This is a genomic window from Thermocrispum municipale DSM 44069 (assembly GCF_000427825.1).
GTDB lineage: Bacteria > Actinomycetota > Actinomycetes > Mycobacteriales > Pseudonocardiaceae > Thermocrispum > Thermocrispum municipale.
The window spans coordinates 1,020,843-1,045,038 of the sequence record NZ_KE386593.1; the positions used below are offsets into that span (position 1 = coordinate 1,020,843).

Genomic DNA, 24,196 nt, shown 5'->3' on the forward strand with positions numbered 1-24,196 from the left:
CGGTTACCAGGATGCACCGGCGGATGTCGTCATTGCGTGAGAAAAGATCCCGGCACGCCCACCGGCCGTCTTCACATACCCGACATTAGAACCTTCCGAACACGTTTGACCTGGGCCAGACTGCACGGGTTGTCCGCGCAACACGCGGCGAGGAGACACGGTCAAGGGAGATTTCCAAGGTGCGTATCACGATGAGGCGGGCGGTGGCGGTGCTCGCTGCGGCGGCGAGCATGACCGCATTCGGGCTCGCCGTGCCCGCGTCGGCCGAGCAGACGTCGGCGGCGGCCGGCGCGTCGGCCCAGCAGGAGCAGGACATCGTCGACCAGCTCGAACAGGTCGAGGGACTGACGATCGTCAAGGAAGAGGAGCCACCGGCGCCCGGCTTCCGGTTCTTCTATCTCACCTACACGCAGCCGGTGGACCACGCTCATCCGGAGCGCGGCACGTTCGAACAGCGGTTCTCGCTGCTGCACCGGGACACCAGCAGGCCGATGATCCTGCACACCACCGGTTACGAGATGCCGGAGCTGGCGTTCCGCGCCGAGCCGACGGTGCTGCTCGACGGCAACCAGATCTCGGTCGAACAGCGCTTCTTCACCCCGTCCCGGCCGGAGCCTGCGGACTGGAAGAAGCTGACCATCAAGCAGGCGGCGGCCGACCACCACCGGCTGGTGCAGGCGCTCAAGCCGATCTACCACCAGAAGTGGATCTCCACCGGCGCCAGCAAGGGCGGCATGACCTCGGTCTACCACCGGCGGTTCCACCCGGAGGACGTCGACGGCTTGGTGGCCTACGTCGCCCCGAACGACGTGCACAACCACGCCGACCGGGCCTACGACGAGTTCTTCCAGCACGTCGGCTCGACCCCGGAGTGCCAGGACGCGCTCGAGGAGCTGCAGATCGAGGCGCTGAAGCGGCGCGACGAGCTGGTCAAGCGCTACGAGGAGTACGCCGAGGAACAGGGCCTGCACTTCGACGAGGTCTTCGGTTCGGCGGACAAGGCGTTCGAGATGACCGTGCTGGACACCGCGTGGGCGTTCTGGCAGTACTCGCTGGAGGAGGACTGCGACGTCCCGGAGCCGACGGCCGACACCGACGAGATCTGGGACTTCCTGGATCAGGTCGCCGGCTTCGCCTTCTACGCCGACGAGAACATCCTTCCGTACGCGCCGTACTACTACCAGGCGGCCACACAGCTGGGCTGGCCGTCGCTGAAGTTCAAGCACCTGGACGGGCTGCGGCACTACCCGAACCTGTACCAGGCGAACTCGAGCCTGCCGAAGGAGTTGCAGTCCCGGCACGACCCGCGGCCGATGGTCGACATCGACCGGTGGGTGAAGCGCGAGTCCGAGCAGATGCTGTTCATCTACGGCGAGAACGACCCGTGGGGTGCCGAGCCGTTCGTCGACAGCGGCAAGGACTCGGCGACGTTCGTCGCTCCCGGCGCCAACCACGGTGCGAACATCGCCGCGCTGCGGCCCGAGGACGCCGAAGCCGCCACCGCGATGCTGCAGCGCTGGGCCGGTGTCGAGGACACGTCCGCCCGGACGCTGCGGGCAGGCGGGACGGTGCGGCACATCCCGGGTCTGGACGACCGGGAGCCGCGCGAGCAGCGGCCGGCGCTGATGCCGTGAACCGGTAGCACTCTGCCGGTCGAGGGCGCCACCGCCGCGGCGGTGGCGCCCTTCCTTTCGGGCCCGGGCGTACCGCCCGGCGGCCGGGAAGCGAAGATGACACCGTGGACAGGCAAGGAAGTCAGGTGGAAGCCAAGCTGCTCGACGAGGCGGTGCGCCTGGCGATCGACAGCGTCAAGCACGGCGGCGGGCCGTTCGGCGCGCTGGTGGTGCGCGACGGCGAGGTGCTGGCGACCGGTACCAACGAGGTCACCAAGTCACTCGACCCGACCGCGCACGCCGAGGTGGTGGCCATCCGCCGCGCCTGCCAAGCCATCGGTGACTTCCGCCTGACCGGCTGCACGCTGATCTGCTCCTGCGAGCCGTGCCCGCTGTGTTTGTCCGCGGCGTTGTGGGCGCGCATCGACCGGGTGGTGTATGCGGCCGATCGGCACGACGCGGCGGCTGCGGGCTTCGACGACAGCGCGTTGTACGAGTTGTTCAGCCAGCCACGCGAGGAGTGGAAGCTGTCGGTGCGGCAGGTGCGTACCGGATTCGAGGCCGGCCCGTTCGTGGAGTGGGAGAACAACCCGGACAAGGTCGACTACTAGCCCGGTTGAACCAGCCGGGGGCATGATCCGTTGTGTGGGTGACATGCCGTATCCGCCACGCGAAACGGAGATCGACCATGGCTGACGCTTCGACGTCCCCCGCCGAGCAGGGCATCCCCCGCCGGACGGCGATCGCAGGCACCGGTGTGCTCGCCGTGACCGGTGCCGCCCTGGTGGCTTGCGGCGACGACGGTGGCAGTGGCGGCGGCAGCGCGGGCGAGGCCCCGGAGAAGGGCAGCGTGATCGGCAAGGCGTCCGAGGTCGAGGTGGGCGGTGCCACGATCTTCAAGGAAGCCGAGACCGTGGTGGTGCAGCCGAAGGAAGGCGAGTTCCAGGCGTTCTCGGCGATCTGTACTCACCAGGGCTGCGTGCTGGACAGCGTCAGTGACGGCACGATCAACTGCAAGTGCCACGGCTCGAAGTTCAAGCTGGACGGCAGCGTGGCCAACGGGCCCGCGCGGGAGCCGTTGCCGAAGCGCACGGTCACGGTCAACGACTCCGGGGAGATCGTCGCCGGCTGATCCGCCCTTGTGGGGAGCGTCCCATCGCGGGCCACGCCCGCCATGGTCCCGGTAGTTTCTGCGGCATGGTGCAACAGCCAGCCATCGACACGACAGCGGTGCACGCGGGGGAACGCAGGCCGGGGCCGGAAGGCTCGCTGGTGTTCCCGATCTACCAGGGAACGGTGTTTCAGTCCCGGCCGGGCGAGGCCTACGACGAGATCCAGTACGTGCGGATGAGCACGACGCCGTCGCAGCAGTACCTGGCCGACAAGCTCGCCGAGCTGGAGCAAGGCGAGGCGGCCGTGGCCACTGCGTCCGGGATGGCGGCGATCTCGGCGACGCTGCTCAGCGTGCTGCGTGCGGGGGACCACCTGCTCGTCGCGAACGTGCTCTACGGCGGCACGGCGAGCCTGCTGGCGAAGTTCGCCGACCGCCTCGGCTGGACGTACACGTTCGTCGACCCGCAAGCGCCGGAGACCTGGGAGGCGGCCCGCACGCCGCAGACCAAGGCGTTCTACGTCGAGACCCTGTCCAACCCGCTGATCCGGGTGAGCCGGGTCCGTGAGGTGGCCGAGTTCTGCCGCAACAGCGGGCTGGTGAGCATCGTCGACAACACGTTCGCCAGCCCGGTCAATCTGCGGCCCACCCAACTCGGCTTCGACCTGGTGGTGCACAGCGCCACGAAGTACCTCGGCGGCCACTCCGACCTCGTCGCGGGTTGCGTCATCGGCCGGGCGGATCTGGTCGACCAGGTGCGGGCGACCCAGAACCTGTTCGGCGGGAGCCTGGACCCGCACGCGGGCTTTCTGCTGTCCCGCGGGATCAAGACGCTCGGCGTCCGGGTGCGCCAGCAGAACACCAACGCCGCCGCCGTCGCGGAGTTCCTGGCCGGACGGCCGGAAGTCGCGAAGGTGCACTACCCGGGCCTGCCGAACCACCCGGACCACGCCTACGCCGCCGAGCTGCTCGACGGGTTCGGCGGAATGCTCAGCTTCGAACTCGTCGGGGGCGAGCAGGCCGTCGACGCGTTGTTCGACGCGCTGCAACTGCCCTATGTGGCGCCCAGCCTCGGCGGCGTGGAAACCACGATCACCAAGCCTGCCGTGACCTCGCACGCCAGCGTCGGCGCCGACCACCGCGCTCGCGTCGGCATCCCCGACGACCTGGTGCGGTTGTCCTGCGGAATAGAAGGGGCCGACGACCTTGTTGCTGATTTCGAGCAGGCGCTGAGCAAGCTGTAGGGGTCCTCGGCCACAAGCCTGCCGGAAGCCGCGAAAGTGTCGGTGCCGCGCGACAAAATCGGTGGCGCCGGGACTCGGGGGAAAGGGAGGCTGGCCTGGTGCCCGTTCTGACTGAGCGCCACAAGGCGTTCGCCGCCGCCGCGATCACTGTGCTGTTGTGGTCGTCCGCCTTCGTGGCGATCCGCAGCGCGGGCGAGCACTACCACCCGGGAGCGTTGGCCCTGGGGCGGCTGCTGGCCGGGTCGTTGGTGCTGCTGCTGGTGTTGCTCATCCGCCGCGAGCGTTTCCCGTCGCGCGGGGCGTGGCCCGGGATCCTGTTCTCCGGTGTGTTGTGGTTCGGCGGTTACATGGTCGCGCTCAACTGGGGTGAGCAACAGGTCGACGCGGGCACGGCGGCGCTGGTGGTCAACGTCGGCCCGATCCTGATGGCGCTGCTCGGCGGCTGGCTGCTGAAGGAAGGGTTCCCGCCCCGGCTGCTCGCCGGCATGGCGGTGTCGTTCACCGGGGCGGCCGTGGTCGGGCTGTCGATGTCCGGCAGTGGCGAGGATTCCGTACTTGGGGTGCTGCTGTGCCTGGTGGCCGCCGCCACCTACGCCGCGGGTGTGGTCGCGCAGAAGCCCGCGCTGCGGCACGGCTCGGCGCTGCAGATCACCACGTTCAGCTGCCTGACGGGCACCGTGGCGTGCCTGCCGTTCAGTGGCGAGCTGATCAGCGGCCTCAGCACGGCTCCTGCGTCCGCCACACTCAACATGATCTACCTGGGCGTCTTCCCGACGGCCCTGGCCTTCACCACGTGGGCGTACGCGCTCGCGCGGACCACCGCGGGGAAGATGGGCGCGACGACGTACGCGGCGCCTGCGCTCGTGGTGCTGATGTCGTGGGTGTTGCTCGGCGAGGTCCCCGCACTGCTGACGCTCGCCGGTGGCGTGCTGTGCCTGGCCGGGGTTGCTGTGTCGCGGTCCCGGCCGCGGCGGGCGGCGGCGCGCCGGCGGGAGCCCGCGCTGGCCGAGGTGGACTAGGCGCTGGAAAGCTTTGCCGGTCACGGGGGCCTCTGCCCGCGTCGCGGTGTGCGGTCGCGCGTTGGTGGCGACCCGCATGTCGGTGAGGCGGATCAAAGCTTGGGGTTGGTGCGGTCGAGGGCCGTTCGAGCCTGCCTGGGTGTCGGGGGAGGCTGCCTCGGTTGGGGTAGTCCGGGTCCGCTTGGGCGTCGGCGGGAGGCCGCACCGACTGAGGGGCGCTAGAGCTCGAGGACCGTTCCGTCCAGCGGCAACTCGATCCCCGCCGAGCGCACAGCGCTGTACTCCGCGGACTCGGAACACAGCACCGGATTGGTGTTGTTGAGGTGCGTGTAGGCCCAGCGAACATCGGGATGCTTGGCCAGCAGCGGCAGGCTGTCCACGATCGGCAGATGGCCCATCCGACGTTGGGCGGCCGACGAAACACCTGATGCGGTGGACATCTCGTCGGGCGCATAGAAGGTGCCGTCGATGAGCGCGTAGCTCGCGCCCGCGACGAAGTCGTCGAAACCGTCGGGCCACGTGGCCAGGCACGGGGCGTAGACCAGGACGCCGCCTGTCTGCGGGTCCGTCAGGCGGTAGGCAACCACCCACGGCCCGGGATGGTCGAGGTCACGCGCGTACTTGGGTTGTTTCGTGCCGACAGGGTGCGTTCGCACCTGGAGTCCGCCGAGCTCGAAGTTCTCGGTAGCGGGGCGCCAGTCCCAGCCGCCGTAGGAGTCGACGATCGGTCGCAGCGGGAACGCGCTCTGCAAGGCTGCCAGGACGGCCGTGGGCGCGTGGACGCGCAGGCCGTCTTGTGCTTCCCGCAGCTGCATCAGGCCGAGCGTGTGGTCGAGTTCCCCGTCGGTCAGCAGCGCACCGCGCACGGGCGTCTGCCGTCGGCCGGGCCCGGCGGTGAGCTCCGGCGTGGCGAGGACTTGGGCGCGGATGTCCGGGCCGGCGTTGAGCAGGTAGAAGTCCGTGCCGTCGGCCGAGACCGCCACGCAGTCGTGGGAACGCGCGGGCGAGGTACTCCGACCAGCGCGAACGCACTGGTCACACGCACAGTTCCACTGCGGATAACCGCCGCCGGCCGCGGTGCCGAGCAGGACCACCTTCATGCTCGGCCCCGCATGGCGAACTCCGGCCGCTCGGTGCCCGCGAGGATCTCGTCCACCAGCGGCCGATGCGGAGACTTCGAACAGACCGGGTCGGTGGCCGCCGCGTCCCCCGTGATCAGGAACGCCTGGCAGCGGCAGCCGCCGAAGTCCTGGCCGCGCAGGTCGCAGCTCCGGCACGGTTCGGGCATCCAGTCCTCGCCGCGAAACGCGTTGAACGCCGCGGATTCGTACCAGATCTCGCGCAGCGACCGGTCGCGGACGTTCTCCAGCCGCAGCGAGGTGATCGCGGTCGCCGCCGGGCACGGCAGCACCGCACCGTCCGGCGCCACGGTGAACTGACGCGCACCCCAGCCGTGCATGCACGGTTTGGGGTAGGCGTCGAAGTAGTCGTTGACCACGTACACGATCTCCATGCGCCCCCGCAGCCGCTCCTTGGCCGCGCGCACGACCGGTTCGGCCGCGGACAGCTGCTCGCGGGTCGGCATCAGCGCATCCCGGTTCCGCAGCGCCCAGCCGTAGTACTGCGTGTTGGCCAGCTCGAGCCGGTCGGCCTGCATCTGCTCGGCCAGCGCGATGATCTCGGGCAGCTCGTCGTGGTTGGCCCGGTGCAGTACCACGTTCACCGACAACGGCAGCCCGGACTGCCGCACCAGCTCGGCCGCACGGAGCTTGTGCTGGTGAGCGCGGGTGCCTGCGATGCGATTCGCGGTCTGTTCGGACGCGGCCTGGACCGACAGCTGCACGTGCGCGAGCCCGCGCTCGGCCAAGTCATCCATACGCTCGGCGGTCAGCCCGAGGCCCGAAGTCACCAGGTTGACGTAGCAGCCGAGGTCGGCCGCGTGCGAGACCAGCTCCGGCAGATCCGGCCGGGCCAGCGGCTCACCACCGGAGAGGTGGACCTGCAGCACCCCCAGCTCGCGCGCCTGTGTCAACACGTCGCGCCACGCGTCGGTGTCCAGCTCGTCGGAGCGTCCGATCAGCTCGAGTGGGTTGGAGCAGTAAGGACAGTGCAGCGGACAGCGGTGCGTCAGTTCGGCCAGCAACCCCATCGGCGGGCCGACGGAGTTCACCGCCATTCGATCACCCTCCGCTGCGCGAACCGGTCCAGTACGGATTCGACGTCCTCCTTCCGCACGCCCGCGTAGCGCTGCGCGAGCGCTTCGACGATCTGGTTCACGGTCGACTCGCCGTCGCACCGTTGCAAAACGGCGGTGGCCGTGCTGTTCGGCACCAGCACACCTTCGGGAAACAGCACCACGTGCGTCTGCCGGACGTCGTCGTAGGTCAGGCGGACACCTCGCCGCAACGCGGGCCGTTTCGTCATTGCTTGCTTGCCGCGCGCTCGATGGCGTCGAGCATCGACCACAGCACGTCGCACTTGAAGCTCAGCGCGGCTACCGCAGCCCGTTGCTGCTCACGCGTGACACAGTGCTCCACCACGATGTCCAGGGTCTGCTTGCCCTCTCCGGACACCGCCTCGACGCGCTTGGTGAAGTAGGCCAGGTCCTCCGGGCGGATCCAGTCGTAGTTGGCCAACATGTCGGCCACCCGTCGTTGCATCAGATGCCCGGAGAACATCTCCGTCAGGCCGGAGGCGACCGCCTCCCACCACGGCCTGCTGCGCGCGAAGTTCACGTAGGCGTCGACGGCGAAGCGCACCCCCGGCGCCAGGTGTCGCTCGTCCAGAACTTCGTCGCGGTCCAGGCCGACAGCCTCGCACAGCCGCAACCACTTCTGGGCGCCGGAATTCGCGCCGCCATCGTCTGCGCGCCCGTCGTGGTACACGATGCGGTCCAGCCACAGCCTCCTGACCTGCGGAATCGGGCAGTTGGCGATGATCGCCGCGTCCTTCTGCGGCAGCATCTTCTGGTAGTACCAGCGGTTGGCCGCCCACATCTGCAGCTCGTGCCGGCTGAGCTCGCCCGCGTGCATGCGGTGGTGGAACGGGTGCGAGCCCCAGTACTTGTGCCGCAGGCCGCGCAGCTCGGCGACGAACTCGTCGGCAGGTAGCGGCCGTTCGGTGGCGGGGCTGGATGCGGTGGTCAAGCCATGCTCTCCTTCTGGCCGGGGACCGGCCCGGAAACAGCGACGGCGGACCCGCCGCGCAGGGCGGATCCGCCATCGACGGACGTCTTCAGTCCATGCGAGCGACGTACGCCGTCACTTCCATCGGCGTGTCGTACTCGACGAAGTCCGGAGCCTCCCAGACCTCGAGCTCGGTGCCGGGCTCGTCGACCATGCCTGTCTCCTCGCTGTCGGTGTCACGAGTTGATCACGACCCGATGGTAGTGGCGGCCGGAGGGTCGTTGCTACCCGTGCCGGATCGGGTGCGCGGAGTCACCGACAGGAACATTCGCACCAGGTCGGTGAGCAGCGAAGCCGGGATGCTCGGGTCCAGCAGGCGTTGCACGCCCAACCCGATTCCCAGGCTGAGCAGCACGGCCGCGGTGTCCTGCGCGGACATGGGCAGCTCCACGTCGAACTGTTCGCTGTTGGCCCGCACCAGCTGGGCGATCACGTCCCGGATTCCCTTGTCGCGGCCGGCCAGTTCGCGCCGCAAATGCTTGTCGTGCCGCACCGCGAGGGCGAACTCGACCTCCAGAGTCGTCTGTGCCTCGTTGCCGATGTTGTCCTCGGCCCAGCGCTGGAATCGCTCGATGCGCTCCTCGATGGTGGCCGCCGAGCTGACCGTCTCGGAGATCTGCGCGATCTGTTCGGCGTGGATGTCGTCGAGCACGGCAAGGCACAGCTCGTTCTTGTTGCGGAAGTTGGAGTAGACCGCGCCCTTGGAGAACCCGGCCGCTTCCGCCACCTTCTCCAGCGACGTGGGGCCGTAACCGTCGCGCAGGAACAGCTCCTTGGCCGTGGCCACCAGCTGCGCGCGGGTGCGCGCCTGCCGTTCGGCCCGGGTCAGTCTTGCCATGATCCGACCGTACTCGGCGCCCGGGCTCATCCGGATGTCATGAGGTCTCTCAGTGCGATCTCAGCGTTGCGACCACACCGTCCGGCCCACGCTCTACGATGCTGACATGCTGCGCCTACGACGGATTGCACTGGTGATGCTGGCTGCCCTCGCCCTGGTGGCCGCGGGATGTACCGGCGACGACGAACCGAAGCCGGGCGGCCCGCTCCCGGCGGCCGACGGACTGCTCGACGACGCGGCGAAGTCGGCGGCCGAGATCACCAGCACGCACTTCGTCGTGCGCACCGAGGGGCAGGTGCCGGGGCTGACGGTCAAGGGCATCGACGGCGACTTGAGCCTGCAGGAGAAGAAGGTCGCGGCCAAGGGCACCGCGACGATCGAGCTGATGGGCAACCAGGCCGAGGCGAAGTTCGTGCTGGCCGACGGCACGCTGTACCTGGACCCGGGCAGTGGCACGTACCAGAAGATCCCTGAGGAGCAGGCCAAGGCCGTCTACGACTTCTCCGCGGTGCTCGACCCGGAGCGCGGGGTGGCGAAGCTGATCGGTGAGCTGGCCGACGCCAAGACGGTCAAGCAGGAGAAGGTCGGCGGGATCGACGCCTACAAGATCGACGGCACGGCGACCAAGGAGTCCATCGCCGGACTGGTGCCGCGGGCGAACGCGGACGTCCCGGTCTCGCTGTGGGTGACCACGGACAATCACCAGCCGGTGCAGGCCGCCGCGACCTTCCCCGGTGAGCAGAAGGGCAAGCTCACCGTCACATTGTCGAAGATCAACGAACCGGTCTCCGTCGAGCCTCCTGCCTGATGACGCAGACGATCACCCGCAGGGCCCGGGTGGGCGCGATCGGAGCGGGCACGCTCGCGGTGTTGCTCGGCGCGCTGGACACCTACGTCGTCATCGCGCTGTTCCGGCAGATCATCGACGAGCTGCAGATCCCGATCAACGAACTGCAGCGGCTGACCCCGATCGTCACCGGCTACCTGCTGGGCTACATCGCGGCGATGCCGCTGCTCGGCCAGGCCTCCGACCGGTTCGGGCGCAAACCGCTGCTGCAGCTGTGTCTCGGCGGGTTCGCCGCGGGCTCGATGATCACCGCGCTGTCCGACGACGTGACGATGCTGGTCGTCGGGCGGGTCGTGCAGGGCATCGCCAGTGGCGCCCTGCTGCCGGTGACCATGGCCTTGGCCGCCGACCTGTGGGCCAGCAGGCGCAGGGCGACGGTGTTGGGTGCGGTCGGGGCCGCGCAGGAGCTGGGCAGCGTGCTCGGGCCGCTGTTCGGGTTGGCGCTGGCCGCGCTCGCCGGCTGGCGCGGGGTGTTCTGGGTGAACGTGCCGCTGGCGCTGCTGGCCATGGCCGCGGTGCACTTCGCGCTGCCCAGCCGCGAACCGGTCGCCGGGCTGGAGCGCCGCAAGATCGACGTCGTCGGTGGCGTGCTGCTCGCCGTCGTCCTCGGACTGCTGGTGGTCGGGCTGTACAACTCCGACCCGGGCAAGCAGGTGCTGCCGGAGAACGGCGGATTGCTGCTGGGCGGGGCCGCGGTGGCCGCGCTGGCGTTCGTCGGCTGGGAGTTGCGGGCCCGCACCAAGATCATCGATACCACGGGTGTGCGGCTCGGCCCGTTCCTGGCGACGCTGGGCGCCAGCGCGATGGCCGGGGCCGCGCTGATGGTGACGCTGGTCGACGTCGACCTGTTCGCGCAATCGTTGCTCGGTAAGGACGACGCGGGCGCGATCCTGCTCCTGTTGCGGTTCCTCATCGCGTTGCCGATCGGAGCGGTGCTCGGTGGCTGGCTGGCCGCGCGCTTCACCGAACGCTGGGTCGCCGTGGCCGGGATGGTGATCGCCGCAGCGGGCTTCTGGCTGCTGTCGAACTGGCCGAAGGACCCGCTGGCGGCGCGACACGACCTCGGTGTGATCGACCTGCCGGTGCTGGATACCGACCTCGCCGTGGTCGGGCTCGGACTGGGGTTGGTCATCGCGCCGTTGTCGTCGGCGGTGCTGCGCGTGGTGCCCGCTGCGCAGCACGGCATCGCGTCCGCGGGTGTGGTGGTCGCCCGCATGGTCGGCATGCTGGTCGGTGTCGCCGCGCTGACCGCGTGGGGCCTGCACCGGTTCTGGACCGACTACAACAAGGTGATCGCCGAGGTCGGGTTGCCGATCGGTGTCTCGCCGGAGGAAGCCGAGCGTATGGAGCAGCGGCTCGTCGAGGGTCGCAACGACGCATTGCTGGCGCAGTACACCGACATCTTCTGGGTCACGGTGTTCATCTGCCTGGCCGGAGCCGTGCTGGCGGCCTTCCTCGCATCGCACCGCCGCACGGACGCCGAGCACGAGCAGGCAGAATAGGACGGGCCCGCCGGTGTCGCGGGCCGAGAGTCCATGCCCGTCACCAGGAGGAAGCACCCCATGGCGCAGGCCGCTGAGCCGCCGTCCGGAACACGAGACTTCCTGGCAGACGACGTCCGCCGACGCGAGGCGGCCTTCGCGGCCGTGCGTGAGGTGTTCGAGCGATACGGTTTCGACCCGCTCGTCACGCCTGCCTTCGAGCGGATCGAGACGCTGCTGGGGAAGTACGGCGACGAAGGCGACAAGCTCGTCTTCAAGATCCTCCGGCGCGGCGAGCATGAGGCGTCAGGGGAAGCCGACCTGGCGCTGCGCTACGACCTGACGGTCCCGCTGGCCCGCGTGGTGGCGACCTACGGCTCGCAGCTGCCCTCGCCGTACAAGCGCTACGCGATCGGCCCGGTGTGGCGGGCGGACCGCCCCGGCAAGGGCCGGTTCCGCGAGTTCACCCAGTGCGACTTCGACATCGTCGGCTCGTCGTCCGACCTGGCCGACGCCGAGGTCCTGGCCACCGTGCACGACGGTGTGCGGGCGCTCGGGGTGGAGGAGTTCACCATCGAGCTGAACTCCCGCCAGGTGCTCTTCGGCCTGCTGCAGGCCTACCGGGTGCCGTCCGAGCTGGGTGGCCCGGTGCTCATCACGCTGGACAAGCTGGACAAGCTGGCGCCCGCCAAGGTGGTCGCCGAGCTGGTCGAACGCGGGCTCGCCGCATCGGACGCCCAGGCGCTGGTCGACGACCTCACCGCCGACGACCCGGACGTCATCCGGGCTCGGCTGGACGGATCCGAGCAGGGCAAGCAGGGCCTGGCGCAGGTCGACCGGCTGCTCGAGCTGACCGCCGGGCTGCCGGTGACGTTCGCGCCGCGCATGGTCCGCGGGCTCGACTACTACACCGGCATGATCTTCGAGGTCAGCGCCGCCGGGTTCACCGGTTCCATCGCGTCCGGGGGCCGCTACGACGGGCTGGTGGCCGCGCTGGGCGGGCCGGACATGCCCGCGGTCGGTGGCTCGATCGGGTTGGAGCGCATCCTGTCGCAGCAGGCGGCCGACGCCACCGAGTCGAGCGGGTTGGACGTCGCCGTCACGGTGCTCGGTGCCGAGCAGCAGGTGGTCAAGCTCGCCGCCGAGCTGCGCGCCGCGGGCCTGCGCACCGGCGTCTACCTCGGTTCGTCCGGCAAGCTGGCCAAGCAGCTGAAGTGGGCCAACGCCCAGCACGCCTCGTACGTGCTGCTCTACGGGCCGGCCGAGCAGGAGGCAGGCAACGTCACGGTGCGGGACATGACGTCCGGCGAGCAGGTGTCGGTGCCGTTCGACGGCGTCGTCTCCCACCTGCGCGCGGCGGTCGAGAACGCCTAGCGCTTGCCGTAGAGCCGATCCCCCGCGTCGCCCAGGCCCGGCACGATGAAGCCGGAGTCGTTGAGCCGCTCGTCGATGCTGGCGGTCACCAAGCGAACCGGCAGCCCGGACTTCTCCAACCGGGCCAGCCCCTCCGGCGCGGCCAGCGTGCAGATCGCCGTGACGTTGGCGGCGCCGCGCCCGGTCAGCAGGCGGATGGTGTACTCCATCGACCCTCCGGTGGCCAGCATCGGGTCCAACACGAACACCGGGCGGCCGGCCAGCGACGGTGGCAGGGACTCCATGTACGGCGTGGGCATCAGGGTTTCCTCGTCCCTGGCCAGCCCGACGAAGCCCATCAGCGCTTCCGGGATCATCCGGTGGGCCTGGTCGGCCATGCCCAGCCCGGCCCGCAGCACCGGGACCAGCAGCGGCGGTTCGGCCAGCTTGTAGCCGTCGGTGTCCGCGACCGGCGTGGTGATCGTCTCGGTGCGCAGCGGCGCTTCGCGCATCGCCTCGTACACCAGCATCTGGGTCAGATCGTGCAGGGCGGCACGGAAGCCTGCGTTGTCGGTCCTGGCGTCGCGCATCTTGGTCAGGCGGACGCGGGCGAGTGGGTGTTCGACGACGGTGACGTCCATGGTGCGAGAGACTATCCTGCCGCTACGCTCGAGTGGGTGAGCGAGCATCCCGGCAACGAACGCGCCGACGAATCCGTCGCCCGCGAGCCCGAATCGACCCGGCCGGCGTTGCGCGCCTCCGACGCGGATCGGGAACGCGTCGCCACGGTGTTGCACCAGGCGCTCGGTGAGGGCCGGATCACGGTGACCGAGTTGGAGGAGCGGCTGGACAAGGTCTACGCGGCCAAGACGCTGGAGGAACTGGCGCCGATCACCGCCGACCTGCCGAACGCGCAAGGCGTCGTCCAGCTGGGGACGCCGACGTCCCCGGCGCCGCAGACCTCCGGCCACGAACTGATCGGCGGCACGCCGGGGTCGGCCACGTCCGTGGCGATCATGTCCGGCACCGACCGCAAGGGCAACTGGGTGGTGCCGCCCCAGCACAACAGCTTCGCGTTCTGGGGCGGGGTGGAGATCGACCTGCGCCAGGCACGGTTCGCCGAGCGGGACACCACGATCACCGCGGTGGCCATCATGGGCGGGATCGACATCATCGTGCCGGACGACATCCAGGTCGAGGTCACCGGTTTCGGCCTGCTCGGTTCGTTCGAGAGCCGGGGTTCGGCCCCGACCAACCCGGACCCCAACGGCCCGCGGGTGACCATCAGCGGGGTGGCGATCATGGGCGGGGTGGAGGTCAAGCGTCGCCCGCGCAAGTCGCCGCCACCGAAGCATCTGATGATCTGACGCGTGCGGGCACCCCGGCGCCGGTGTCCGGGCCTAGACTCGGCGTATGCCACAAGCAGCACTCTCCGGGCTGGACGAGGCCAGACGGGACGAATCCAGCTTGCGCCGGTTCCTGAACGGACTACCGGGCGTCGATCAGGTCGGCGTCGAGCAACGGGCCGCGGGGCTGGCCACCCGCAGCATCAAGAAGGCCAGCAAGCTCTGGGCGCTGGACACCGCGATCAGCATGGTCGACCTGACCACGCTGGAGGGCGCCGACACGGTCGGGACGGTCCGTTCGCTGTGTGCCAAGGCGCGCAGGCCGGACCCCGAGCGGCCGGAGACGCCGCAAGTTGCCGCGGTGTGCGTGTATCCGGACCTGGTCGCGACCGCGGTCGAGGCGCTGGCGGGCACCGGGATCGGGGTGGCCAGCGTCGCGACGGCCTTTCCGTCCGGCCGGTCGAACCTGGACGTCAAGCTGGCCGACACCAAGCTGGCCGTCGAGTCCGGCGCCACCGAGGTCGACATGGTGATCGACCGCGGGGCGTTCCTGTCCGGCCGCTACGGTGCGGTGTTCGACGAGATCACGGCGGTCAAGCAGGCGTGCGGGGACGCACACCTGAAGGTCATCCTGGAGACCGGCGAGCTGGTCACCTACGACAACGTGCGGAAGGCTTCGTGGCTCGCGCTGCTGGCGGGCGCGGATTTCATCAAGACCTCCACCGGCAAGGTGCAGCCCGCGGCCACCCTGCCGGTCACGCACGTGATGCTGCAGGCGGTGCGCGACTGGTACACCGCGACCGGCGAGCTGCGTGGCGTGAAGCCCGCGGGCGGCATCCGGTCGGCGAAGGACGCCATCCGCTACCTGGTCGCGGTCAACGAGGTGGCGGGTGAGGAGTGGCTGACCCCGAAGCTGTTCCGGTTCGGCGCGTCCAGCCTGCTCAACGACCTGCTGCTGCAGCGGAGAACCCAGCTCGACGGCCACTACTCGGGCCCTGACTACGTGACGGTGAACTGACATGGCCCTGTTCGACTACGCACCGGCGCCGGAGAACCGCGACATCGCCAACCTGAAGGCGCACTACCGGCCGTTCATCGGCGGCGAGTTCGTCGACGGCAACGGTGAGCCGCTGAAGACGATCAACCCGGCGAACGGTGAAGTGCTCGCCGAAGTGTCCACAGTGGACGGCAGTGACATCGACCGCGCGGTGCAGGCCGCGCGCACCGCGTACGAGAAGACGTGGCGCCGGATGCCCGGTAGCGAGCGCGCGAAATATTTGTTCCGGCTGGCTCGGCTGATCCAGGAGCGGGCGCGCGAGCTGGCCGTGCTGGAGACGCTGGACAACGGCAAGCCGATCAAGGAGTCGCGCGATGTCGACATCCCGACGGCCGCGGCGCACTTCTTCTACCACGCCGGGTGGGCCGACAAGCTGTCCTACGCGGGCTACGGCCCGGACCCGCAGCCGCTGGGGGTGGCCGGTCAGGTGATCCCGTGGAACTTCCCGCTGCTGATGCTGGCGTGGAAGATCGCTCCCGCGCTGGCCTGCGGGAACACCGTCGTGCTCAAGCCTGCGGAGACCACGCCGTTGACCGCGCTGGTGTTCGGCGAGCTGTGCCAGCAGGCCGGGTTGCCACCCGGGGTGGTGAACATCGTGCCGGGCGCCGGCGACGTCGGTGCCGCACTGGTCGGTCACGCCGGGGTCGACAAAGTGGCGTTTACCGGGTCGACCGAGGTCGGCAAGATCATCCAACGGCAGCTGGCGGGCACCGGCAAGAAGATGACGATGGAGCTGGGCGGCAAGGCGGCCAACATCGTGTTCGACGACGCCCCGCTCGACCAGGCGGTGGAAGGCATCGTCAACGGCATCTTCTTCAACCAGGGGCACGTGTGCTGCGCCGGGTCGCGGCTGCTGGTGCAGGAGTCGATCGCCGACGAGCTGCTGGAGAAGCTGCGTTACCGGGTGTCGACGCTGCGCCTCGGTGATCCGCTGGACAAGAACACCGACGTGGGCGCGATCAACTCGGCCGAGCAGCTGGCGAAGATCCGTGACCTGGTGGCCTCCGGGGAAGCCGAGGGCGCCGAGCGGTGGACCTCGCCGTGTCCGCTGCCGGAGAAGGGCTTCTTCTTCGCCCCGACGGTGTTCTCCGGCGTGCAGGCCTCGATGCGGATCGCGCGCGAGGAGATCTTCGGGCCGGTGCTGTCCGTGTTGACGTTCCGGACGCCGCAGGAAGCGGTGACCAAGGCGAACAACACGCCGTACGGCCTGTCCGCGGGCATCTGGACCGAGAAGGGCTCGCGGATTCTGTGGATGACCTCGCAGTTGCGGGCGGGGGTCGTCTGGGCCAATACGTTCAACCGCTTCGACCCGACCGCGCCGTTCGGCGGGTATCAGGAATCCGGATTCGGTCGCGAGGGCGGCCGCGCGGGGCTGGAGGCTTACCTCGATGTCTGACACGCGACTTGCCGTGGCGAAGACCTACAAGCTGTACATCGGTGGCAAGTTCCCGCGCTCGGAGTCCGGTCGCTCGTACCCGGTGAACGACACGCGCGGCCGTTTCCTGGCCAACGTGGCACATGCTTCCCGCAAGGACGTCCGGGACGCCGTGGTCGCCGCGCGCAAAGCGTTCCCGGGGTGGTCGGGGGCGACGGCGTACAACCGTGGCCAGGTGCTGTTCCGGGTGGCCGAGGTGATGGAGGGCCGTCGCGAGCAGTTCGTCGCCGATGTGCGAGCCGCCGAGGGTGTGCAGCAGCGGCGTGCGGAGACGCTGGTCGATGCGGCCATCGACCGCTGGGTGTACTACGCGGGCTGGACCGACAAGTTGTCCGCGGTGCTGGGCGCGGCTAACCCGGTGGCCGGGCCGTACTTCTCGTTCACGGTGCCGGAGCCGACCGGGGTCGTCGGGGTGTTCGCACCGCAGAAGTCGTCGTTGCTGGGCTTGGTGAGCGTGCTCGCTCCGGTGCTGGCGACCGGGTGCACGGCCGTGGTGGTGACCAGTGCGGATCGCCCGCTGCCCGCCGTGACGCTGGCCGAGGTGCTGGCGACTTCCGACGTTCCTGGTGGCGTGGTCAACCTGCTGACCGGGCGCGCCGAGGAGCTCGCGCCGTGGCTGGCTTCGCACGCGGACGTCAACGCGCTGGATCTGACCGGTGTCGAGCCGTCTGCGCGTGGGGAGCTGGCGCGGACGGCGGCGGACACGGTGAAGCGGTTGGTGCGAGTTCCGGATCAGGAGCCGGACTGGATCGCCACGCCGGGGCTCGAGCGGCTGCGTCCGTATCTGGAGGACAAGACGGTCTGGCATCCGATGGGTGTCTGATCCGGCTTCGCTCGCGCCGCCGGGCTCGCTACGCTCGGGCGCGAAGGAGGTCGATCATGACGTCTACGGTGTTGGTCACCGGAGCCAGCGCAGGGTTCGGAGCCGAGATGGTCCGCCGGTGGGCGGCGCGCGGCGATCGGGTCATCGCTGCGGCGCGGCGCCGTGAGCGGGTCCAGGCGCTTGCGGACGAGCTCGGGCCGTCGGTGCTGCCGCTGGAACTCGATGTGCGGGACCGGGTGCAGGTCAACCATGCGATCGAGACGTTGCCGGACGAGTTCTCCACCATCGACGTGCTGGTGAACAACGCCGGGCTGGCGAAGGGGATGGAGCCTGCGCACGAGGCCGACCTGGACGCCTGGCAGCAGATGATCGACACCAACTGTGCCGGCCTGGTGTATTGCACGCGCGCGGTGCTGCCTGCGATGGTCGCGCGCGGGTCCGGGCACGTGATCAACATCGGTTCGATCGCGGCGACGCATGCCTACCCTGGCGGGAACGTCTACGGCGCGACGAAGGCTTTCGTGCACCAGTTCAGCCGGAACCTGCGCAGCGATCTGCACGGCACCGGCGTTCGGGTGACCTGCATCGAGCCGGGGTTGGCCGGGAACACCGAGTTCTCCAACGTGCGGTTCGACGACGACGAGAAGGCCGCCGCGGTGTACGAGGGCACGGAGCCGTTGACTCCGGAGGACGTGGCCGAGGCGACCATCTGGGCGGCGAGCCAGCCACCGCACGTCAACATCAACTTCATCGAGCTGATGCCCGTGGTGCAGAGCCCCGCGGGGCTGGCGGTGCATCGCAAGGCGTAACCGCTCGGAGCCCATGGTGATGGGCTCCCGCGGCCAGCGGTTTCCGGCTGGTGCCGGTCGGTGAGCTCCGGGAGGCAGGAGCGTCCGGCTGGAGCGGCTGGTGCGCTCCAGCGGCCAGAGGCGCCGGCTGGAGCCCGACAGTCAGGAGCGTCCGGCTAGAGCCGCTGGATCGTGGGCTCGAGCAGCCAGGCGCCGCCGACGACGAGCGTGCAGGCCACCATGACGAACAGAATCACCATCCACAGCCAGGCGGGGATCCCGCTGAGCCGAGCCAGCTGGTCGACGTCGGAGGTGAGCGCGGCGCCGCGGCGGCGTTTGCTTTGCAGTTCGAACAGCGGTCGCACCGCGCCGAGGAGCAACAACCAGGTGATGGTGTAGACGAAGGCCGCGATGAGGTTCGCCGGGCCGACGAACGCGACCGTGGCGAGGACGCCCGCGGTCAGCAGGACGACGAAAGCGCCGTAGGCGTTGCGGATCATCACCAGGACGCCGCAGATGCCGATGGCGGAGATGATGAGCACCGCGGAGATGAGGTCGGCACCGGTCAGCCCGGCGAAGAGGAGCCCGACCACCGCGGGCGCCGGGTAGCCGGCGAGCATGGTGAAAATGACGCCTGGACCGGTCGACTTCCCGCGGGAGAACGTCAGGCCCGAGGTGTCGGAGTGCAGTCGGATGCCCTCCAGCCTGCGGCCGACCAGGACGGCGGCCAGGGCGTGGCCTGCCTCGTGCACGAGGGTCAGGACGTTGCGGGCCACGCGCCATGGGCGGCCGGACAGCACGATCAGCAGCGCGATGAGTCCGGTGATGGCGGGGACGACGGCGTCCGGCTCGGCCTGGCCGCCGAACGGGTTCTGCCACCACGTGAGCATTGCGAGATTCACGTCGTCACCGGGGTTGTGGGTCAGTCCATGAGGCTGGCCGCGACCGTGGCACCGAGGTTCCAGCAGGCTTCCAGGTCGGCTTTGGTCGGCTCACCGGTCACCGAGACGGTGTCGGTGACGCGCTGCCACTGCAGCCCGGTCACGATGGATTCGATGCCGCGAATGGCGCCCGTGGTGTCGTTGTTGCCGTGCACGTAGAGGCCGTAGGGGCGGCCGCGAGTTTCCTCCAGGCACGGGTAGTAGATCAGGTCGAAGAAGACTTTGAGCGCGCCGCTCATCATGCCGAGGTTGGCGGGTGTGCCGAGGATGAAACCGTCGGCTTGCATGGCGTCACTCGGTGTTGCCGCCAAGGCCGCTTTGCGGACCACCTCGACGCCCTCGATCTCGTCGGTGGTCGCACCGTCGACCACGGCCTCGAACATTGCCTGGACGTTCGGGGAAGGCGTGTGGTGAACGATCAGCAGTCGCGCCATCTCGTCCTTTCGTCGTCGGCCGATCCACGGGCTTCGGACTGTATGCCTTGGTCATCGGCAGGTGGCTCGCGGGGCTGTAGGTGGCAGCCCAGGCGGCCGACCCATGCCCGCCACGGCACCAGCGGAGCCCAGGGCTGCCTGCCACGGCACCAGCGGAGTCCTGGCCTGCCTGCCACGACACCAGCGGAGCCCTAGGCGCCGAGGAATTCCCGCACTTCTGCGCGCAGTCGTGACATCTTCTGCTCGGCCTCCCGCCTGCTGGCAGCGAGCTGATCGTCCGCCGGTACCGGCTGCACAACCTGCAGGTAGGCCTTGAGCTTCGGCTCCGTTCCCGACGGCCGGACAACCACCCGCAGCCCGTCGGCGGACAGCCGCACACCATCGGTCCTGGGCAGCAGATCTTGCAGGTCAACGGGGGCGTCGACGAGCGTTGCGGGAGGTTGCTCGCGCAGCTTCGTCATCATTTCCGACGCTCGGCTCGGTGTGTCGAGCCGGATCGAGACCTGCTGCGTCAGGTGCACGCCATGGCGCCGCGCGAGCGTGTCAAGTCCCTCCAGCAGCGTCGAGTTTTCGGCTTTACGAGCCGCGGCCAGTCCGGCGACCATCAGAGCAGCGGAGATCCCGTCCTTGTCGCGGACCGAGGCGGGGTCGACGCAAAGCCCCAGGGCTTCCTCGTAGGCGAAGACGAGGTTGTCGCCCGCGCGGGCCAGCCACTTGAACCCGGTCAGCGTCTCGGTGTACTTCGCGCCGTGCGCTGCCGCGATCGATTTCAGCAAGGAGGACGAAACGATAGTGGTCGCAACGAGCACACCGTCGGTGGTGGGCTCGGTGGAGAGGACGTGCTCGCCGAGAAGCCCGCCGACTTCGTCACCGGAGAGCATGCGCCAGCCGCCCTCGACCGAGTCGTCCGGTACCCCGACGGCGCACCGGTCGGCGTCCGGATCGAATGCGATCGCGATGTCGGCGTCGATGCGCTTCGCCAACGCCAGCAGCTCGTCACAAGCTCCGGGCTCTTCGGGGTTGGGGAAGGCCATCCCGCCGAAGTCGGGGTCGGGCGTGTCCTGCGTGAAGTGCACGTCGGTGAAGCCTGCGCGGCGGAAAGCCTCCGCGGCGGTGGCCGCTCCGACACCGTGCAGCGCGCTCACCGCTACCCGGACAGTCCGCGCCGACAGTCGCGGCACCTGGGCGACCTGCTGCAGGTACGCCTCCACGACGTCGTCGCCGAGGGTTCGGTAGGTCGTGGCACGGGGGATGGCCCGAGCGGCCGGAGCCTGGGCGATGGCTGCCTCGATCTCGCTGTCCGCCGGCGGGATGATCTGCGACGCAGTCGAGTCGTAGAGCTTGTAGCCGTTGTCCGGCGCTGGGTTGTGCGACGCGGTGATTTGAATCCCTGCCGCCGCGTTCAAGTGTCCGACGGCGAAGGCCAACACCGGAGTGGGCAGTGGGCGGTCCAGCAGTCGAACGTCGAACCCAGCTGCCGCCAGAACCCCTGCTGCGTCAGCGGCGAAGGCCTCGGAGCCATGCCGAGCATCGCGCCCGACGACGACCAGTTCGCCGGCATGTCCGTTGGCGTTGAGCCAGGTGGCCACGCCCGCGGTGGTGCGGATGACAACGGCCCGGTTCATGCCGTTGGGTCCGGCGCGCACCGGGCCGCGCAAGCCTGCGGTGCCGAACTTGAGCGAGCCGGCCATGCGGTCGGCAAGCTCCTCGTGCGCAGCGGGATCGCCGCCGAGAGCACGAGCGAGTACCTGCTGCAGTTCGGCCTGGGTGGTCGGGTCGACGTCGTCGGCGATCCAGCGGTAGGCCGCGTCACGCAATTCCGTTGGGACGCTCATGCCCGCATCATGAGCTCACGCAGCAGCGAGCCCATCCGGTTGGCGGCAGCCCGTCCGGCCTCCACAACTTCCTCGTGGTTGAGCGGCTGCCCCGACAGCCCCGCGGCCAGATTGCTGACCAGGGACAGCCCGAAGACCTCGAGGCCGAGCGCGCGAGCCTGGATAGCTTCCAGCACGGTCGACATGCCCACGAGGTCGGCGCCGAGCGTTTGCAGCATGCGGATCTCGGCTGGGGTTTCGTAGTGCGGCCCGACCATGCCTGCGTAGACGCCCTCGGTGAGGCTGGGGTCGATCTCCTTGGCGAGTTGCCGCAGCCTGGGCGAGTACAGGTCGGTCAGATCGACGAAGTTCGCGCCGACCAGTGGCGACAGCCCGGTGAGGTTCAGGTGGTCGCTGATCAGCACCGGCTGGCCGACCTGCATGCCCTCGCGCAGCCCGCCTGCCGCGTTGGTGAGCATGACCGTGCGTGCGCCCGCAGCCGCAGCGGTACGAACTCCGTGCACGACGGCGTCCATACCCTTGCCTTCGTAGTGGTGGGTACGCCCGAGCAGCACGAGGGCGCGGCGACCGTTGCCGAGGTCGACCGACCGTGCCGTGCCGCCGTGCCCGACCGCCGAGGGAGCGACGAAGCCGGGCAGTTCGGCCAGGGGAATCTCGGCTTCGGGCGTGCCGATCACGTCGGCGGCCGGACGCCAGCCACTACCGAGGATGAGCGCCAAGTCGTGTTTGGTCACTCCGGTGCGCCGGGCCAGTTCTTGGGCCGCGGCGGTTGCGTTGTCAACGTTGTCACTCGTCACGGAATGCAGCCTAGATGTTCGTCGAACGCTGGTGGTGTCGTGTTCTGTGACACGCGACCGTGCGGACCTGATTCCACGGGCGGCACCGTCGGTCTGTACGGGCGCGCTCTCTTGCCCGAACCGTCGGTGGGCTTAGGACAAGCCGTAGCGGGGAAGGGGATCGTCATCGTCCGGCATGAGCTGAGTGACGATCTGATGCGCGAGCCAGTCCCGCAACGACGCGAAGTCCTCGACCGCGGCGGGCCCGATCATGCCGTCCAAGCGCTCGCCGGTGTAGAGCGCCAGTAGCCATCGGTCGATGAGCTGAACCAGGTCCAAAGCGGTGACGCCGAGGTCGTGCCGAGCGGTGAAGTCCGGTAGGTACAGCTTGTCGCCTTCCTCCGGCAGCAGATCGAGCACGCGGGCGTACCGGTTGGCCATGGGTATGAGCAGCTCGAGTTCGCTACGGTCGGACGCCCAGGTCTGTCGTCGCAGCTCGAGGACGGCCGCGAGCCTCGGATCCACCGCCGGCGGCGGCTCGCCCGTGGCGTGCTCGGCCAGGCGGTACTGGGTGAGGGCATGGATGAATTCCACCTGGGCGCGCAGCATCGTCATGTGCCAGGAACGCAGGTAGCCGAAGAACTGCTCGCCGTCCCGATCCCAGATCGCTGCGTCGTCCGGATCGGTGGGAAGACGCTCCCAAGGCGTTGCCCGCTGCCGTCCGGATCCCATCGCACCCACCTAGCTGTACTGCGACTTCAGTCGTTCCAGCTCGCGGCCCACGTGCTCGACGATCGCCGCACGATCGGCCGCCCGGGCGTTGAGGTACAGATCGTCGTCCTCGCCGGTCAGGTAGGTGATCCACCGAACGCCCGGTTCGACGTCCAGAACCACGGGGGACCGTTTGCCGCTGGTGTGCCGCCGCCCTGCCGAGTCTCGGACCGCCGTCATGATCTTGATTTCGGACAGCCGCGACTTCGGATCGTGCAGCGCTTGCATGCGCCTGGCCTCGCGGGTCAGCGAGCGTTCGACGGCGATGCTTGATTTGGGCTGCGTGAGTTCCTGCACCCGGCACGTGATGGTTTGCTCGTTGGCCGGCGGGCACGGGTCGATGGTGTTCGCGATCTCGTCGACGAGGGTGTCGGCCTTGGCGTCGCGCAGCTCGATCTTTTCTTCGCCGATGACGTGGCGAGCCAGCACGCTGTCGTTGCCGCTCACGCCGGTGTGCAGCCGGGTCTGCTTTTCCTTCGTTGCTGCGTAGGCGTAGCACTCTTCCTCGGCCGCGCACAGCGCGCGCAGCGCGATCACGAGCTCGACCGCTGGTGCGCCGCGGTCGAGCAGACCTTGCTGCTCGAGCTCCGCGGTGGCCTCCGCGTTGAGTGCGCGCAGTTCTTCCTCGTCGCGCCAGATGGGCTCCGGCCGCAAGGTTGCGGGCAGCCGGAGCCCCTGGCGCGTCGCGAAGTAATCGAGTGTTGTCGGTGTCAGCCAGACTGATTGGGGCAGTAGCACTGGTTACTCGCCGATGACTGGAGGAACGACCGTCATACCGGTGGATTCGTCGACGAGCTTTTCGCCGTACTCGTCGACCTCGGTCTTCAGGCCGGGATCCATTTCCTGCTTGACGTAGTACTCGTCCTTGTGTTCCTTGTCATCGTCTCCGCCGCCACCACGGGCACCGGCGCCACCCATCATGCCGCCCATGCCCATGCCGCGGCCCATGCCGGCACCCATGCCGCCCATGCCTTTGGCACCCATACCGGCGCCTGGGCCTGCCGCACCGGCCGCGCCACCGGGGCCGAAGCCGCTACGCGGGCCGGCAGCAGCCGCATCGCCGCCACCAGCGGCGCCCATCATGCCGCCGCCCATCATGCCGGCCGCCGCAGCCGCGCCACCGGCACCGAACCCGCCACCGGAACCGCCGCCATCGGGGCCGAAGCTCCTGTTGCGCGAGCTCGCGCGGGTGCCGCCGGGCGGAATGATCCGGCCGTCCGGCGTCCGCTGCGAGCCGTCCGGCATCAGAATGTTGCCGTTGGGCAGGACCGTCGCACCCGGCGGCAAACCACCGGGAAG

The 24,196-nt window shown here is 69.3% G+C and carries 26 protein-coding genes and 1 pseudogene; 13 read left to right on the top strand and 14 right to left on the bottom strand.

The genetic code is table 11. The annotated features are described in order from the left end of the window. Positions 1-191 precede the first annotated feature (191 nt). The 5 genes from YWM_RS24785 (at position 192) to YWM_RS0120340 (ending at position 4,987) form a co-directional block, all read left to right on the top strand. Positions 192-1,634: a S28 family serine protease gene (locus tag YWM_RS24785; RefSeq protein WP_052345330.1), complete on the top strand. Its 1,443-nt coding sequence runs from the start codon at positions 192-194 to the stop codon at positions 1,632-1,634. A 104-nt stretch (positions 1,635-1,738) separates the two neighbouring features. After that, a complete protein-coding gene (locus YWM_RS24790; protein WP_043661621.1) occupies positions 1,739-2,224 on the top strand; it encodes a nucleoside deaminase in 486 nt (161 codons plus the stop codon). A 77-nt stretch (positions 2,225-2,301) separates the two neighbouring features. After that, positions 2,302-2,745 (top strand): Rieske (2Fe-2S) protein, encoded by a 444-nt coding sequence (locus YWM_RS0120330; RefSeq protein WP_028852231.1) that lies wholly within the window; start codon positions 2,302-2,304, stop codon positions 2,743-2,745. Positions 2,746-2,810: 65 nt separating this feature from the next. Continuing rightward, positions 2,811-3,968 carry a trans-sulfuration enzyme family protein gene (locus YWM_RS0120335; RefSeq protein ID WP_028852232.1) on the top strand — a complete coding sequence of 386 codons (1,158 nt, stop codon included), beginning with the start codon at positions 2,811-2,813 and terminating at the stop codon, positions 3,966-3,968. 98 nt (positions 3,969-4,066) lie between these two features. Then, positions 4,067-4,987 carry a DMT family transporter gene (locus YWM_RS0120340; RefSeq protein WP_245566104.1) on the top strand — a complete coding sequence of 307 codons (921 nt, stop codon included), beginning with the start codon at positions 4,067-4,069 and terminating at the stop codon, positions 4,985-4,987. 218 nt (positions 4,988-5,205) lie between these two features. Here the strand turns inward: YWM_RS0120340 and pqqB are convergent, their stop codons facing one another. From pqqB to YWM_RS24795, 6 genes are all read right to left on the bottom strand, one after another. After that, positions 5,206-6,087 carry a pyrroloquinoline quinone biosynthesis protein PqqB gene (gene pqqB, locus YWM_RS0120345; RefSeq protein ID WP_028852234.1) on the bottom strand — a complete coding sequence of 294 codons (882 nt, stop codon included), beginning with the start codon at positions 6,085-6,087 and terminating at the stop codon, positions 5,206-5,208. Next, positions 6,084-7,163: a pyrroloquinoline quinone biosynthesis protein PqqE gene (gene pqqE, locus YWM_RS0120350; protein ID WP_028852235.1), complete on the bottom strand. Its 1,080-nt coding sequence runs from the start codon at positions 7,161-7,163 to the stop codon at positions 6,084-6,086. The genes pqqB and pqqE overlap by 4 nt, the downstream gene beginning before the upstream one ends. Further along, the gene (gene pqqD, locus YWM_RS0120355; protein WP_028852236.1) at positions 7,154-7,411 is read right to left on the bottom strand and encodes a pyrroloquinoline quinone biosynthesis peptide chaperone PqqD; all 258 of its coding nucleotides are present in this window, start codon (positions 7,409-7,411) and stop codon (positions 7,154-7,156) included. Before pqqD ends, pqqE begins: the two co-directional genes overlap by 10 nt. Beyond that, positions 7,408-8,133, bottom strand: a complete 726-nt coding sequence (pqqC, locus tag YWM_RS0120360) for a pyrroloquinoline-quinone synthase PqqC (protein WP_028852237.1) — start codon at positions 8,131-8,133, stop codon at positions 7,408-7,410. The genes pqqD and pqqC overlap by 4 nt, the downstream gene beginning before the upstream one ends. A gap of 88 nt (positions 8,134-8,221) precedes the next feature. After that, a complete protein-coding gene (pqqA, locus tag YWM_RS0120365; protein WP_028852238.1) occupies positions 8,222-8,326 on the bottom strand; it encodes a pyrroloquinoline quinone precursor peptide PqqA in 105 nt (34 codons plus the stop codon). A 33-nt stretch (positions 8,327-8,359) separates the two neighbouring features. Beyond that, a complete protein-coding gene (locus tag YWM_RS24795) occupies positions 8,360-9,010 on the bottom strand; it encodes a TetR/AcrR family transcriptional regulator (RefSeq protein WP_052345333.1) in 651 nt (216 codons plus the stop codon). Positions 9,011-9,116: 106 nt separating this feature from the next. Here YWM_RS24795 and YWM_RS0120375 point away from each other — a divergent pair, with 106 nt between their 5' ends. From YWM_RS0120375 to hisS, 3 genes are read left to right on the top strand one after another with little or no spacing between them, the layout of a single operon-like run. Next, complete coding sequence (locus YWM_RS0120375; protein ID WP_084612529.1) at positions 9,117-9,818, top strand: LppX_LprAFG lipoprotein; 702 nt, start codon at positions 9,117-9,119, stop codon at positions 9,816-9,818. Further along, positions 9,818-11,359: an MFS transporter gene (locus YWM_RS24800; protein ID WP_043661624.1), complete on the top strand. Its 1,542-nt coding sequence runs from the start codon at positions 9,818-9,820 to the stop codon at positions 11,357-11,359. Before YWM_RS0120375 ends, YWM_RS24800 begins: the two co-directional genes overlap by 1 nt. 60 nt (positions 11,360-11,419) lie before the next feature. Further along, the gene (gene hisS / locus YWM_RS0120385) at positions 11,420-12,712 is read left to right on the top strand and encodes a histidine--tRNA ligase (protein ID WP_028852240.1); all 1,293 of its coding nucleotides are present in this window, start codon (positions 11,420-11,422) and stop codon (positions 12,710-12,712) included. Here the strand turns inward: hisS and upp are convergent. Beyond that, positions 12,709-13,332: a uracil phosphoribosyltransferase gene (gene upp / locus YWM_RS0120390; RefSeq protein WP_028852241.1), complete on the bottom strand. Its 624-nt coding sequence runs from the start codon at positions 13,330-13,332 to the stop codon at positions 12,709-12,711. The two genes, hisS and upp, sit on opposite strands and share 4 nt — an antisense overlap. Before the next feature lie 108 nt (positions 13,333-13,440). Between upp and YWM_RS0120395 the strand changes: the two genes are divergently transcribed. Genes YWM_RS0120395 through YWM_RS0120415 form a run of 5 tightly spaced genes read left to right on the top strand, consistent with a single transcriptional unit; the run spans position 13,441 to position 18,161 of the window. Continuing rightward, positions 13,441-14,058 carry a DUF1707 SHOCT-like domain-containing protein gene (locus YWM_RS0120395; RefSeq protein ID WP_028852242.1) on the top strand — a complete coding sequence of 206 codons (618 nt, stop codon included), beginning with the start codon at positions 13,441-13,443 and terminating at the stop codon, positions 14,056-14,058. A 46-nt stretch (positions 14,059-14,104) separates the two neighbouring features. After that, on the top strand, positions 14,105-15,055 hold the full coding sequence (gene deoC, locus YWM_RS0120400; RefSeq protein ID WP_028852243.1) for a deoxyribose-phosphate aldolase: 951 nt from the start codon (positions 14,105-14,107) through the stop codon (positions 15,053-15,055). Position 15,056: 1 nt separating this feature from the next. Then, the gene (locus YWM_RS0120405; protein ID WP_028852244.1) at positions 15,057-16,490 is read left to right on the top strand and encodes an aldehyde dehydrogenase family protein; all 1,434 of its coding nucleotides are present in this window, start codon (positions 15,057-15,059) and stop codon (positions 16,488-16,490) included. After that, positions 16,483-17,352 carry an aldehyde dehydrogenase family protein gene (locus YWM_RS0120410; protein WP_028852245.1) on the top strand — a complete coding sequence of 290 codons (870 nt, stop codon included), beginning with the start codon at positions 16,483-16,485 and terminating at the stop codon, positions 17,350-17,352. Before YWM_RS0120405 ends, YWM_RS0120410 begins: the two co-directional genes overlap by 8 nt. A gap of 53 nt (positions 17,353-17,405) precedes the next feature. Continuing rightward, positions 17,406-18,161 carry an SDR family oxidoreductase gene (locus tag YWM_RS0120415; RefSeq protein WP_211232538.1) on the top strand — a complete coding sequence of 252 codons (756 nt, stop codon included), beginning with the start codon at positions 17,406-17,408 and terminating at the stop codon, positions 18,159-18,161. A gap of 155 nt (positions 18,162-18,316) precedes the next feature. Here YWM_RS0120415 and YWM_RS0120420 read toward each other — a convergent pair whose 3' ends face one another. The 7 genes and pseudogenes from YWM_RS0120420 to YWM_RS26515 form a co-directional block, all read right to left on the bottom strand. Continuing rightward, a complete protein-coding gene (locus tag YWM_RS0120420) occupies positions 18,317-19,030 on the bottom strand; it encodes a M50 family metallopeptidase (RefSeq protein WP_028852247.1) in 714 nt (237 codons plus the stop codon). A 32-nt stretch (positions 19,031-19,062) separates the two neighbouring features. Beyond that, a complete protein-coding gene (locus YWM_RS0120425) occupies positions 19,063-19,515 on the bottom strand; it encodes a flavodoxin family protein (protein ID WP_028852248.1) in 453 nt (150 codons plus the stop codon). A gap of 191 nt (positions 19,516-19,706) precedes the next feature. Beyond that, the gene (locus YWM_RS0120430) at positions 19,707-21,350 is read right to left on the bottom strand and encodes a phospho-sugar mutase (RefSeq protein ID WP_028852249.1); all 1,644 of its coding nucleotides are present in this window, start codon (positions 21,348-21,350) and stop codon (positions 19,707-19,709) included. Further along, positions 21,347-22,147: a purine-nucleoside phosphorylase gene (locus YWM_RS0120435; protein ID WP_028852250.1), complete on the bottom strand. Its 801-nt coding sequence runs from the start codon at positions 22,145-22,147 to the stop codon at positions 21,347-21,349. The genes YWM_RS0120430 and YWM_RS0120435 overlap by 4 nt, the downstream gene beginning before the upstream one ends. Before the next feature lie 132 nt (positions 22,148-22,279). Then, complete coding sequence (locus YWM_RS0120440; RefSeq protein WP_156914851.1) at positions 22,280-22,858, bottom strand: hypothetical protein; 579 nt, start codon at positions 22,856-22,858, stop codon at positions 22,280-22,282. A gap of 9 nt (positions 22,859-22,867) precedes the next feature. Beyond that, complete coding sequence (locus tag YWM_RS0120445; protein WP_084612530.1) at positions 22,868-23,635, bottom strand: ESX secretion-associated protein EspG; 768 nt, start codon at positions 23,633-23,635, stop codon at positions 22,868-22,870. Positions 23,636-23,638: 3 nt separating this feature from the next. Further along, positions 23,639-24,196: pseudogene (locus YWM_RS26515) on the bottom strand (hypothetical protein); the annotation flags it as partial.